General features: G+C 33.1%; 18 protein-coding genes. 5 read left to right on the top strand and 13 right to left on the bottom strand.

Annotated elements, in window-relative coordinates:
* Positions 1–87 precede the first annotated feature (87 nt).
* Genes QY322_02240 through mltG form a run of 3 tightly spaced genes read right to left on the bottom strand, consistent with a single transcriptional unit; the run spans position 88 to position 2,296 of the window.
* Complete coding sequence (locus QY322_02240) at positions 88–333, bottom strand: DUF5652 family protein (GenBank protein ID WKZ26109.1); 246 nt, start codon at positions 331–333, stop codon at positions 88–90.
* A gap of 11 nt (positions 334–344) precedes the next feature.
* Positions 345–1,307: a tRNA-dihydrouridine synthase gene (locus QY322_02235; GenBank protein WKZ26108.1), complete on the bottom strand. Its 963-nt coding sequence runs from the start codon at positions 1,305–1,307 to the stop codon at positions 345–347.
* Positions 1,308–1,324: 17 nt separating this feature from the next.
* Positions 1,325–2,296: an endolytic transglycosylase MltG gene (gene mltG, locus QY322_02230; protein ID WKZ26107.1), complete on the bottom strand. Its 972-nt coding sequence runs from the start codon at positions 2,294–2,296 to the stop codon at positions 1,325–1,327.
* A gap of 134 nt (positions 2,297–2,430) precedes the next feature.
* On the opposite strand from mltG, the gene QY322_02225 reads away from it, so the two are divergent.
* A complete protein-coding gene (locus QY322_02225; protein ID WKZ26106.1) occupies positions 2,431–2,958 on the top strand; it encodes a hypothetical protein in 528 nt (175 codons plus the stop codon).
* A 184-nt stretch (positions 2,959–3,142) separates the two neighbouring features.
* Here the strand turns inward: QY322_02225 and QY322_02220 are convergent, their stop codons facing one another.
* Together QY322_02220 and QY322_02215 are read right to left on the bottom strand one after the other, a co-directional pair.
* Positions 3,143–4,114, bottom strand: coding sequence for an HD domain-containing protein (locus tag QY322_02220; GenBank protein WKZ26105.1), 972 nt, complete (start codon positions 4,112–4,114; stop codon positions 3,143–3,145).
* 42 nt (positions 4,115–4,156) lie between these two features.
* Positions 4,157–4,354: a hypothetical protein gene (locus tag QY322_02215; protein WKZ26104.1), complete on the bottom strand. Its 198-nt coding sequence runs from the start codon at positions 4,352–4,354 to the stop codon at positions 4,157–4,159.
* Positions 4,355–4,527: 173 nt separating this feature from the next.
* Here QY322_02215 and QY322_02210 point away from each other — a divergent pair, with 173 nt between their 5' ends.
* Complete coding sequence (locus tag QY322_02210; protein WKZ26103.1) at positions 4,528–5,286, top strand: HAD family hydrolase; 759 nt, start codon at positions 4,528–4,530, stop codon at positions 5,284–5,286.
* Between the two features lie 8 nt (positions 5,287–5,294).
* Complete coding sequence (locus QY322_02205) at positions 5,295–5,903, top strand: non-canonical purine NTP pyrophosphatase (protein ID WKZ26102.1); 609 nt, start codon at positions 5,295–5,297, stop codon at positions 5,901–5,903.
* A gap of 159 nt (positions 5,904–6,062) precedes the next feature.
* Here the strand turns inward: QY322_02205 and QY322_02200 are convergent, their stop codons facing one another.
* The 8 genes from QY322_02200 to QY322_02165 all read right to left on the bottom strand — a co-directional run bounded on the left by QY322_02200 (position 6,063) and on the right by QY322_02165 (position 10,436).
* Positions 6,063–6,551: a hypothetical protein gene (locus tag QY322_02200; GenBank protein WKZ26101.1), complete on the bottom strand. Its 489-nt coding sequence runs from the start codon at positions 6,549–6,551 to the stop codon at positions 6,063–6,065.
* 9 nt (positions 6,552–6,560) lie between these two features.
* Positions 6,561–7,451, bottom strand: a complete 891-nt coding sequence (locus QY322_02195; GenBank protein ID WKZ26100.1) for a hypothetical protein — start codon at positions 7,449–7,451, stop codon at positions 6,561–6,563.
* Positions 7,452–7,684: 233 nt separating this feature from the next.
* Positions 7,685–8,440: a hypothetical protein gene (locus QY322_02190; protein WKZ26099.1), complete on the bottom strand. Its 756-nt coding sequence runs from the start codon at positions 8,438–8,440 to the stop codon at positions 7,685–7,687.
* Positions 8,421–8,831 carry a hypothetical protein gene (locus QY322_02185; GenBank protein WKZ26098.1) on the bottom strand — a complete coding sequence of 137 codons (411 nt, stop codon included), beginning with the start codon at positions 8,829–8,831 and terminating at the stop codon, positions 8,421–8,423. Before QY322_02185 ends, QY322_02190 begins: the two co-directional genes overlap by 20 nt.
* Positions 8,832–8,838: 7 nt before the next feature.
* The gene (locus tag QY322_02180; protein ID WKZ26097.1) at positions 8,839–9,249 is read right to left on the bottom strand and encodes a hypothetical protein; all 411 of its coding nucleotides are present in this window, start codon (positions 9,247–9,249) and stop codon (positions 8,839–8,841) included.
* A gap of 3 nt (positions 9,250–9,252) precedes the next feature.
* A complete protein-coding gene (locus QY322_02175; protein WKZ26096.1) occupies positions 9,253–9,660 on the bottom strand; it encodes a hypothetical protein in 408 nt (135 codons plus the stop codon).
* 4 nt (positions 9,661–9,664) lie between these two features.
* Positions 9,665–10,051 carry a hypothetical protein gene (locus QY322_02170; protein ID WKZ26095.1) on the bottom strand — a complete coding sequence of 129 codons (387 nt, stop codon included), beginning with the start codon at positions 10,049–10,051 and terminating at the stop codon, positions 9,665–9,667.
* Between the two features lies 1 nt (position 10,052).
* The gene (locus QY322_02165; protein ID WKZ26094.1) at positions 10,053–10,436 is read right to left on the bottom strand and encodes a hypothetical protein; all 384 of its coding nucleotides are present in this window, start codon (positions 10,434–10,436) and stop codon (positions 10,053–10,055) included.
* 747 nt (positions 10,437–11,183) lie between these two features.
* Between QY322_02165 and QY322_02160 the strand changes: the two genes are divergently transcribed.
* Both QY322_02160 and QY322_02155 read left to right on the top strand, forming a co-directional pair.
* Complete coding sequence (locus QY322_02160) at positions 11,184–11,729, top strand: superoxide dismutase (GenBank protein WKZ26093.1); 546 nt, start codon at positions 11,184–11,186, stop codon at positions 11,727–11,729.
* Positions 11,726–12,850 (top strand): PQQ-dependent sugar dehydrogenase, encoded by a 1,125-nt coding sequence (locus tag QY322_02155; GenBank protein ID WKZ26092.1) that lies wholly within the window; start codon positions 11,726–11,728, stop codon positions 12,848–12,850. The genes QY322_02160 and QY322_02155 overlap by 4 nt, the downstream gene beginning before the upstream one ends.
* Positions 12,851–12,874 lie beyond the last annotated feature (24 nt).

The following is a 12,874-nucleotide window of genomic DNA, read 5'->3' as shown; positions in this document are numbered from 1 at the left end:
TTAGTTACAACTAGTCTTTCAACACAACATAAGCATAATAACACATTAACATTATGATGTCAATCAACTATGGGGCATTTACTGAAGTTATTTACCCTTACTCTTTTTTGGAGCTGGTTTACTGTCCCTGTTTAAAACAAGGTAAATAAGCGGCAAAATTCCCATTGAATTAACAATAAGTAGAGCTATAAACCAGATATTTTGATCTTTTCTGGCTGATTTCCAGAGGGCAAATCCTCTTAAAATTAAGTCAAAGATAACAACTGGGACTAAAAATTTAAATAACCCCATTCCATAAAAGTCTTGATTGTAGTAATTTCCATAACCCCACATATATAGTTATATTAATGTTTTTTAGACCATCTTGTCAAATGTTTAATTGCTTCTTCTGGATCTTTTGTTTGCATAAGTAAGGCTCTTAAATCACTTGATCCTTTAAAGTTATTGATATACATCTTAAAAAATTTTTTCATCACTCCGTATGCTTTATTGCTTTCGTTTGTTTTGCTATATAGATTTAAGTGTTTAATCAGAATTTCTTTGTTGTCGTTAAAATTATTAATTTTGTTGGTTTTGTCAAAAGCCCAAGGGTTGGAGAGTATCCCTGTGGCAATCATTGCGCCATCAACTCTGTGTTTTTTTGATAATTCGATCCCATGGTTATAATTTTTTACGCCTCCGTTCCCAATTATTAATGTCTCGGGTGATATTTTATTTCTAATGTCTACGGCTTTTTCGATTTCATCCCAATCTGCTGGTACATCAGACATTTGCTTTGCTGTTCGGCCATGTATCGTGATTGCGTCCAATTTATGTTCGAGTAAAAAAGTAATCCACTCTTCAGTTACAATCGTTTTTAATCCAAGTCTAGTTTTTATGCTAACGGGTAGCTTTCCTGCACCTTCTTTTGTTGCAGTAATAATTTCATTTGCTAGTGATTGATTATTAATAAGCGCAGAGCAGGCTCCAATTTTTACAACAGCTTTATCAGGGCAACCCATATTAACGTCTATTCCGTTGAAGCCAAGTTCAGCAATTAGTTTTGATGTTTTGTAATAATTATCAGGTTTTAGTCCCCAAATCTGGGCAACGATTGGTTTTTGTTTTTTACTGAACTTAAATCTGTGAATTGTTCTTTCAAAACCTGCAGAGTTTAATGCTTCAACGTTCGTAAATTCAGTAAAACATACGTCAGGTCTTGGGAGATATTTTGAGACAACTTCTCTAAAAACAAAGTCAGTAACATCTTCCATGGGAGCAAGTGCAACAAATGGTTTTGGTAATTTTTTCCAGAAATTATTTATCATAGTTGTGTTTTGTGGTTTCATCGTAAATAGTTATTAATGTTTTCTTTGTGTTCTTCATAAGTTTTACTACAATAAATTTTTTTGTTTTTGTCATGAAGATAAAATAGACATTCTGTCTCTTCTGGGTTAATAACTGCTGATATAAATTCTATGTTTGGACTACAAATGGGGGTGGGTGGTAAACCTTTATTTTTGTAGCTGTTGTAGGGGGAATCACTTTGTTTTTCTTTCAAACTAATAGCACCCCACCAACTCCCTTTCTCGTTTTTACCTAGTGTGTATTGCATAGTTGCATCTATTTGTAACCTCATGCCTTGATCAAGTCTGTTCCAGATTATTCCTGATATTAAATTCATATCTTCTCTACCTGCAGCTTCTCTCGCAATTAGTGATGCAATTTTTAAACTTGTCGTCCATTTGATATTTTTGGATGTATATTCATCGGCAAGTGGGGCAAATTTATCATTAAACCTATTTATGAATCTTTGAGAAACATCTTCTACGGATTCATCAACTGGGATTAAATAGGTGTCTGGATAATAAACACCTTCATAATAATCTGTATCTTTATATAAATCGTTCCAGTCTTCTAATTTGTTTTCGTCCCAACCTAAAACTTCAGCCAATTTTTCACCAACCTGCTCTTTTCTGGGACAAAAGTAAATGTTAACCCACATAAGATCTTGTTTCCCCTTAAGTTTGTTAATAGTTTGCCAAGCGTTTAATGATGAATTAAGTTTGTAGCCTCCAGATTTTATGTCTTGCCCCTTTAAATACCTATTAGCCAAAAACTCAAAGCCTTTTTTGTTTTTTATTAAACCTTGGTTGAAGAGTTCTTCCGTGACTTTGAATTTTCCAGTGTCTTGTGGAATTATGAGAACAATCTCTTGTTTCTGATTGTTAGCTGGACCAAAAAAAGACCATACTAATCCAAGTATGATGACTGCGGTAGTTATTAGTGCAATTACAGTTTTTGTTATTATTTCCATTCAGCTGTATTTTACAGTAAAGCTAAATAAACAAGAAATCTCTGTTATAATCTGTATCCATGAACATATTATTTGTGACATCTATATTGATAGTCCTCCTGCATCTTTTTTTGCATCCAGTAAGGATTTTGGGTATGGATACAAGTATTTTTTATATGGATGAGAAATATACCTTAGCCTCATTTTTTACTGTAGTTCTGGCATTTATGACAGGGGTTAATTACTTAAAGACAAAAATGTTTTTTAAAAAAATAAACTTAAATTTCATACTGGGTACATTCTTTATAGCTCTTTCTTTAGATGAATTTTTTGAAATTCATGAGTATGCAAACACTTTGGTTAAACAAGCTTTAGTAGGTGAAGGTATTTTAGGCCAGCTTTCAAATTTGTCGTGGCTGTTTCCTTTGTCAGGAGTGATATTGCTTGTTTTGGTGATGTTTATTGTAAGAATAGTAAAAGAAGAAAATTTAAAAACTAAAAAACTAATGGTTTACGGCACAACATCTTACTTTTTTGTTTTAGTTTTTGAACTCGTTGGCTCTTTAACTTATGGTCATGACTTTTATGTTTACAGTGTTGCAGTTGAAGAAGGTTTAGAAATGATAGGAACTGCCTTTTTCTTGCTTGCTAGTTTGCCTGAGAAATACATAAATACCAAGTAAACGACGCCAGATAAGCAAAACTTTCCTAAATTTGCAGGATTTATAACTATTAATCCAATTCCAGTTGAAATTGTTAGAAAAGTTAAAATAGATAAAACCACAACAGAGTTCTTTGAAGGTTTTAAGGCGCTAAAAACAGAGTAAATAATACTAAATACTGCAATTAATATATGAATGATTAATATCATATCTGTGTTACGCCAAGGTACTTATAGCTCGTTTTAAATTCTTCAAAATAGGTACCGATATTTGGAACAACATTAGAAAGTCTTTTTAATTTGTCGTTTATCAAAATCAAGGGGTCAACACATCTGGGTTTATTTGGACCATAAAACTCGGCTTTGTTTTTTTCTGAATACCTAAATTCTTTACCAACTTTTAATCTCTTTAGTAAGTTAACAATTTTTATGTTTTTTGAAGTTTTTAATTTTTTCATCAAAGCTTCATCATCGCTGAAAAGGTCGTTTTCATTAATAATCTTGTTTTGTAAGGCAGTTTTCATTGATTCTGCAATTAAGAAATATGATCCATGTGAGGTTGGGTCAAGCCAGATAAGTCTTGAGAAGTTCATAAACAAAATTGAGTAGGTGGATGCAAGCCCAATATCTTTAAAATAAAATTTATTATCTTTTTCAAAAACATTTTTAATAAATTCACTAACCAACACTTTTGGAAAAAATCCCAGTGCAGTTCCATCTCTCATAAAATAGTCCCAACGGTCAAAGGATATATCTGGTAGGTCATTTTCAAGAAGTGGAAATTTGTGGACATCTAAAACTTTTTTTAAATTAATATTATTCTTTTGAAGAATTTCTGGAATTTCTGAATTTATTATTATTTTTTCTGTAAATTTTTCGTGAAAGTTATGTTTTTCACTTGGGAATACAAAATCTATGGCATGGGAAAATGCAGTATGGGGTACATCATGAAGTAAGCAGGCAATTTGTTCTTCTATTGAGCGTTTGTAGAGAAAGGACAAATACCAAACACCAACGCTATGTTCAAATCTGTTTACATTGCGAATAGGTTGGATATATTGTGGAGCACCGTGTTGATTTATTTTTTTTAATCTTTGCAGTGGCTTGGAAAGTATAAGTTCTTGAATTACTTTATCCTTAATTTCAATCTTTCCATATATCCTGTCACTAATTAGCATGTGATGATTTTAACACTGACCAAATTTGAACACAATAGAGGTCTATTTATTAAAGTAAATGTAGATTATGTAAAAGCCTAGAATGAGGAATGTTGCCCAGACAAGAGACATATTTGATACAAAAAAATCATAGTAATTAACTGCAAGTATTATTCCAAAAGAAATAGTTGCAAGTTTAAATAATCCTGCCTGCCACCAAGTGAGTTTTAAGTCTTTAATTTTAAAATTATTTTTACTCATATATAAATAATAGTAGTTCTTGATTAAAAATCAATACCTTATGCTACAGTGCTTGGATTTGAACTACATGTCGATAGTGATATTTAAAATGCGTTTTGGAAGAATTTATTAATCTAATAAAACAATAACCTAAAAAAGGAAAATTCTTATTTTTTAGTGATATAATTTCCATCATGTCGAAAGATCGGTTAAATTTAAGCGAGGGTGAAATCCGTCTTGGTGAATGGTGTAAACAACAAGGAATAAAAAGATTTTTGTTTGATTTGGATGACACAATTTGTCCCACTAGACAAGTTTTTAGAGAAGTAATGGCTGAAGCCTTTGATCATCTAGCTTCAAATACATCATTTCGAACTCGTGATGAGTGGAAAGCTGATGTTGAAGAAATAAATAATAGACTTTTTGAAAAAATTGGAGTTAATCCTGTTCGTTGGAATTTTGTTGTAGATGAGCTAGGTGGTAAACACTCATTGCAATTGCCATTGATGAACGAAGTCAAAGGTATATTTCAGAAGATATATAAAACTCCACTTGCGATGATGAACGGTGCAGAAGAAGGACTTCAAATTATTAAAAATATAAGAATTCCAATTGGTATAGTAACCCATGCAAGTAGAGATTGGACAAAGATGAAATACAATTGGCTAGACCTAGCAAGGTTTGTACAAACAAATGACATATTTGTTATTGATGAAAATGGTCATAAAACCTCTGAATCTTGGACTCAAGCAATACAGTACTTTAGATTAAGTCCCATAGATTGTGCAGTAGTTGGAGATAGTCCAAGATCTGACATTAATCCTGCAATGGAAGCGGGAGTAAAACATTGTTTTTTAGTTGAAGATCCAAATATTTGGTCGATACATAATTTACCAGTAGATCAAAGTGTAAAAAGAATTAAGACTTTAAAACAAATTATTGAAGTGGTTTGATTAAAAATATGATTAAAAAACTAATCTTTGGAACTACAAATGAGGCAAAGATAAAACAAATTAGAGGAGTATTGGCTCCTGCTGGAATTGAAGTAGATAGTGTCGTTGACAAAAGCTTGTTTCCTGAAGTTATTGAAGATGGAAAAACTGCAAATGAAAATGCAAGGAAAAAAGCATTGGCATACGCAAAAACACTTGGAAAAACAGTTTTTTCAATGGATAATGCACTTTACATTAATGGACTTTCTGATGATAAACAACCGGCATTAAATGTCAGAAGGATTGATGGAAGAACAGCAACCACAGATGAAGAAATGATTGAGTATTATTCAAAATTAATTGAGAGTCTTGGAGGTAAAGCAGAAGGATATTTGGAATTTGGAATTTGTATTGCAACACCAAATGGAGAATATAAAGAAACTACAATTAAATCCCCAAGAACTTTTGTTTCAACTCCAACCACAAGCAGACAATCAGGATACCCGTTAGAAAGTATTCAAATTGACCCTGCTACAAACAAATACATTGCAGACATGACACAACAAGAACAAGATACTTTTTGGCAACAATCTATTGGAGAAAAACTTCTAGAGTTTGTTAAATCTGTGGACTTCTAGGGGCTTGGATACTTAGCTGAGCATACCGGTCTGCCCCCGTTTAGACCTTATAACTCACCTAGAAGTGTATCACATTTGAGGCTAAATGGGACAAATGGTACAGTGGAAAGGGTATAAAGCTGATGTAGTTTGATATATTTAAACTGGTGCTAAGAATTATTACCTTACCGGAGAGTTAATATGAAAGTGAACAAAAACTAACGCGTTTTCATCTCCATACCTAATTTCTTCTTCTCCAACTACCACAGGGATCTCTTTGACGTCTTTCATAACTTTATATGTGTACTTAAACTTCCCATGCTCTAAAGTTACTTCTTCATTAAATCTACTTGTAGAACCTAATGTTTTTAGGAAATATTTTAATTCTGTAGAAACCTCCTCTTCTGTTAACCCCAATCTTTGCAAGCCTTCTGTGTCAAGCGATCCACCTGCATATACTCTTGTAGCTTCCTCTCCACTAGGATCTTTAGCCAATTCTTGGCCACCACCATTTTGGTGTGCAGCCCATTCATCATGATATTTTCCTTCTGGGCCAGAATAGTCATTAACATCTACAGGAAAACCAGCTCTTTCACCCTTTCCATAGTTACTAGACCCATAACCACCGGAAAGCCCAGTTCCTAAGATTTTCTTTAATTCTGCCTTCATACGAAAGTATTATAACTCAAAATCGTCAGGTTTATGAATATTCGGCTTACTTTTGTTTTCTTTTCTAATTAGTTCAGCTAAGTCTTCTTCCTGTTCATAGCCTTTCAAATTCCCAGAGAGATATCCCAGCCTATAACTTATTCCTTCACTTATTAACCTCCAATTGGTTTTTTCTAGAGTCTCTTTAATAATCTTTCTGCAATTATTCCTGCTATCGTATTCTCCTCTTTTACTGTCACCATCCTCCAGCGTAAAGGGAACTATCACATATCTGTCCATTTGGGGTTTATCTAGCTTAAGATTCAAATACCTCTCTTTTGTAAGTATTTTCTCCAGGTTTTCCCTTAGATCAGTGATCTTTAACCTTTTCAGTTTTTGAACTTTCTTGTAAGTGGGGTCTTTTTGTTTTTTCTCACTTTCTTCCATTACCTCCCTAAGTCGTTTCATGCTTTCTATATGAGAAATGTATTCTTGACCCTCTTTTTCGTTTAAACAAAATTGCCATCTGTATTTTTTAAGTAGCTCTTTATCTTTCCTTTTCTTTTCTGCCCATTCTTTTCTATCCTTCTCATAATCGATAATTTCTTTATTTTTATATTTGCAGTTGGGACAGGAGATATAAGTTATTAATGCCTCACCTTTCCTTTCAAGCTTTTCATTAAGTTTTCCAGAACATCTAGGGCATAGCGGGGGTTCTGGTTTAAATTCCTCGCCATTGTCAAAAACTGCCTTTCTTTTTTTGCATTTATTTGGACATTCGAACCAAAACATTACTCTTGTGTCGTTAGATGACAGATGTTTCATGGTCATATTCATCTCGTTTGAACAAGAATCACAATAAACGTTTCGCGGAGTAACTGCATTTTCAACCCTATCATCCTTTTCTTTATCTCTAGCCATCCATTCTCGAATCGTTTCCGACTTTTTCCTATATCTTTCACCCTTAATGTAATAAGTAAAAGATCTGTAACTATTCTGATAGCTTTTACTCTGGAGCCCTTGGGTTTCTGAGGCTTACTTTTTATGGCAAATTTGTGACTTTGTAAACATTCTTCTATCGTATGGAGATCATATAAATTGTTGTAATGCTGTTCATCCCCTAAATTATTCATAACTAATTATATTTTAGGGTATTAGTTTAAGGAAGAAAATTTACTTATTATAACCTCTGCCTCATTAAAACCACGCCCAAACAATGTCCAATTTCCGTTTGGAAGTAAGTGAACCATATCCCTAGTTTCTAGGTTTTTTAAATCCTTGTTCATGTGATTTTTGTTTTTAATCTTAATTTTTGTACTTTCTAGTAATTCATCAACCGATATTCCATCCGGGTTGGAATAGAGTAGTAATAAAATCCTTTGGGTTCCAGATAGTTTTGGGTTTGTAGTTCTTAATATACCACCCACACTTTGGACTAACGGAACTTTTCTGGTGTGAAGGATCTTTATTTCTTGTTCTGCTCCAGCAACACCGCTTTCTTTTAATACCTCTATCAAAATCCAGTTACATACGTTAAAAACTAAGTCTGCATCTATTGCTTGGGGATCCGTGGCCTTAAGATGTACAGATTTCTTTCTGCTTCTGAAATCATAGATTGCACGGCTTAATCTTGAAACATGTATTCTTAGCCCGTCGTTTCCAGCGACTGATTCGAGATTTTTTACACAATCGTCTAAACCAAATTTTCCCCCAAGAGGGGTGTGCTTGCCCTCTATTAAATGTTGGGTAACTCTCATAACAGATTCCAGAAAAAGACCAGTATTTTGAAGTAAGTCAACGGGTTTCTGCGCTATATATTCTTCAGATATCTTTTGAAAGCTAGAAAATAAGTTTTCGATTAACTTTTCGTCATCAACCTTTATGGCAAGATCAGCTTTGAGTTTTTCCATTGTTTTTATGAAGTAATTCTTCAAAGAAACTTTCCCCGGTTTGGCTAAGGTCGTATGTTCCGTCTTCCAAATCTCTTATCAATCCGTCACCAACGGCGCGTTCAATAAAGTTGCTTCTATATTTTCCGTCAAATTTACCATTTACCCAATTATTTTTAATCTTACCTTCATCAATTTTTTCTAATTTAAGTATCTTCTCGCAATATCCAACAATCGTGGCAATTTTTTTCTGTCCAGAATGAAATTTTTCCCCTTTTACCAATTCTGTTATTGTCAATTCTTTTACCTTTGAAGTTGTTTTTAAATTATTACTTGTAAGGTTTCCTTCCAAAGCAGAAATACGTTTCTCGTGATCTTTCAGTTGATCTATTATGCTTGTCAAATCGTCCATAGTTATTTCATTTAATTTCCGTATCACTATTTGCCGCCTGTTCACCTGTCGAAGTCAACATCCAAGTCTTTTTTCCATCTCTAGTATCCGATTCCATAAAACGACCTTTAGAGATATTTTTATTAATTTTGTCGTTTATATTTAAGGGAGAGGGTTCTTTGGCAACTTTGAATGCTTTTTTGATATCATCCATTGTAAACGAACCTATTCCTTTATATTTTTCCAAATACACTCCTATATAAAAAGTTTTTTGTACATCGTTTTTCGGCCTTTTTTCAAGCAAGAATTCTTTCAATGATAATTCCTTGACACTATTAATTATTTGTTCGGGCTGGTTTACTATCTGTCTTTCAAGAACGGAGACCCTTCTCTTAAGATCTGTAATCTGCTTTAAAATAGTAGAAATATCTGTTTTCATAATTTATTTAAAATATACATAACCTGTTGTGATTTTCTCTCTCTTTAAAACTCCGCTTCTTAGTTTTCGTACGAGAATAGTGGCCATCTGGTTTCGCGGAATTTTTATTCCTTTTACAAGATTTATTTGTTCAATGCAGTCAATATCTCTTCTCTTTTCTGCAAAATAACCGTTACTTATTAGTTCATCTACTATTCCAGCAACCTTGCCCCTAGCCTTACTTTTTGTCCTTGGAGCTGCTAAACCAGAATCAGATTCAGTCTTTAATTGAGTTTTTCCAGAGTCTACATCAGAAGAAATTAAAAGACGGAAGACTTCTCTAAAACCGGCACTTCGTAAATCATCTCCTATTTCAGAGTTGTTGATGATGTCTTTTGCTTTTTTTAATGCTTCTTGTATCTTCTTTTCCATATTTCTATCTTTCTTCTCTCATAAAATCTTCGATTCTCGTTATTGCAATTTGCGAAATTGAATATTTGGTAGCACTTTTCAAAATAAGGCCATCTTTTAACAAAGACTGAAGGTTGTTCCTAACCGTACTTCCGTTTTCCGTTATAGCCTTGGCGATATCCTTGGGTTGAGCTTCCTGAGAAATGTCTGTTGACTCTATAACATATGGCCAACCCCTTAAAGCAAGCAAGTATATCAAAATCTTTTTTTGGACCGATAAATTTCTCAATGCTTCCGGGAGGAAGATTACAGCCTTTTGATTAATATCGTACCTAATATATGAACTTACAGAACTTTCTATAAGTTCTTCTAACATCTGACCTTGATCTATTGTTAAATCTTTTAATGCCATATTACTTGCCTTCTAAGAAGAGATTCTTCATTTCATTGATTTGATAATTAGGAATAAAATACCTACCGTCTTTAACAATTACCAAATTTTTATCCCTTAATTGCTTCAAACCGGGGTGTACGCTTCCTGATTTTAAATCTGTCTGATCGATAATGTCATTTGGAGTCACGCTCTCGAGCTCTACCTTACCCTTTATATACAAAGCCTTTTTGGCCAGCAAAAAAATGATGAGCTTTTTATTTATGGGCAATTTATTTCCTAAGTTGGTAAAAAATATTGATAAGTCTTCGGAATTGATCTTAACAAATGGAAACAATATGTCTGAAAGCAACTGCGAATCGACCTCTCGATCGGGTGTAAAGATTTTATCTAATGGATCAGCCATAATAAGAATTATTATAAGGACAGAATTTTTAAAGTCAATAAGCAAAAACTTATTCTCCATCTTTCTTCGTATTATTAATCTTCATAAAATACCAACTCTTGACAAAGGACAAAAAGGTTGGTGTGTATTATCTCAAAATTGAGCCTGAATACTTGTCAATTATAATTTTTTGTTGTTGACCGGAGTCAGTTGTTTTAAGATGAGAATAAGTGCTTTTACAAGAAATAGCCATAATAGTCTTCATTGTATTTGTAAAATTAATCTTCATAAAATACCAACTCTTGACAAAGGACAAAAAGGTTGGTGTGTATTATCTCAAAATTGAGCCTGAATACTTGTCAATTATAATTTTTTGTTGTTGACCGGAGTCAGTTGTTTTAAGATGAGAACGAGAGACCTATCTTGATAAGGATTTAGATCTTTATAAAAATAGATAAGGAAACTAATATTTATTTACAAGACAGCTTTTGTGCGTGTTGCTTAAGAGGCCTGCTTACAAGGAATTACATCAGAATAGAATCGGAATAAGTGTGTTTTTACAACTTTTTTCATGATAGTACGTAACCTGGCTGCCTCGCTTCGATTCGAACGAAGATAAAATGATCCAGAATCATTTGGCCTACCGTTAGCCGACGAGGCATAATAAACAACAACTACCTAAATCGGATAACGGCCAAAACTTGTTTACCGTTATCCGACGAGATAATATATCAAGCGTAATTATACCAAACGATGCCTTTTTTTGATATGTTACAATTAATTATGTACAAACTCCCTGAACTTAATTTTTCATTTGATCAGTTTGAACCTTTTATTGATACTAAAACAATGGAAATTCACTACACTAAACATCATCAGGGCTATGTTGATAAGTTAAATGAAACATTAAAAGATTACCCTCAATTCTCAAGTCTTACAATAGAAGACTTATTATCAAAAGTTGGTGAATTACCTAGTGAAATAAAACAAAAAGTAACTAATTTTGGAGGAGGTCACTATAACCACACATTTTTTTGGCAGATTTTAACTAAAAAATTACCCTCAAATTTTTCTTCCTTTGAAGAAGAATTCAAACAAAAGGGAGTAAGTCTATTTGGTAGTGGTTGGGTTTGGCTAGTTGAAAATGGAGATTCGTTTGAAGTTATGACAACAGCTAATCAAGACTCACCCTTATTGCAAAACAAAAAACCTGTTTTGGGCTTAGACTTATGGGAACATGCTTACTACCTAAAATACCAAAATAGACGAGCAGAATATATTGATTCATTTTTAAAAATTTTTGAAAGTAGATGAAAAGTTTTTTAGTTTGGACGATTTTAATCTTAGGTGTTATTGGTGGTTCTTATTTTGTAGTGAGTAAGTATTTTCCACAGGTTTTACCTCAATTTATACCTGTTTCAAAAGAAGTAAAACAACATTTTCCTTTAAGTAATGAAACATTTTCTCCATTTAAAATTCCAAGTGGTTATAGTATGGATATTTTTGCAGATTTAAAAAATGATTTGCCAAGAGTTTTGGAATTTGATTCAAATGGAAACTTGATTGTTAGTATTACTTCAAAAGGTAAGATACTTGCTTTAACTGACGACTCTGTTACAGAATTATTAACAGGTTTAAATAAACCACATGGCATAGCTTTCAATGAAAATTATATCTACATTGCAGAGACTGATGGAGTAAGTAGATATTTATATAACTCCCAAAATTTAGAAATTGGTAAAAAAGAATTTTTATTTTCACTCCCTAGTGGTGGAAGACATTTTACTAGGACTATAAAGATAAATAACGGCAAGCTCTATACATCAGTTGGTTCCTCTTGTGATACCTGTCTTGAAACAAACCCACATAGTGCAACTATTTTAGTCTCTAGCCTTGATGGTTCTGATTTAAAAGTTTTTGCAAGAGGACTTAGGAATACTGTTTTTTTTGATTTTGATAGTCAAGGAAATATGTGGGGGGCAGATATGGGTAGGGACAATCTAGGAGATAACCTCCCACCTGAAGAAGTAAACTTGATAAAAGAAGGATTAGACTATGGTTGGCCATATTGCTATGGCAACAGGGTTAAGGATACTAAGTTTAATTCAGATAAAACCATAACTTGTGAACAGACAGAACCTCCTGTTTTTGAAATGCCTGCCCATACTGCACCTTTAGGGTTTATTTTTGATAGTAGTGGCAATATTTTAGTTGCATTGCATGGTTCATGGAACTCAACTCAGCCAGTTGGCTATAAAGTTGTAAAACTAACTACTTTTGCAAATAGTATTACTGGAATGGAAGATTTTGTAACAGGCTTCATACAAGACAATGGTCAAATCTTGGGACGCCCTGCTGGATTGGCATATGATAGAAATGGCAACCTATATATAGGAGACGATAAAACAGGTTTGATTTATATACTAAAAAAGTGAAAATACTGATTGACATCTAGCAAA

The sequence above is a fragment of the bacterium genome (assembly GCA_030583725.1).
Classification (GTDB): domain Bacteria; phylum Patescibacteriota; class Microgenomatia; order UBA8517; family UBA8517; genus JAUYMM01.
Note: the sequence above shows the minus strand (reverse complement) of the source record. Positions and strands in the feature narration are given on the sequence as shown.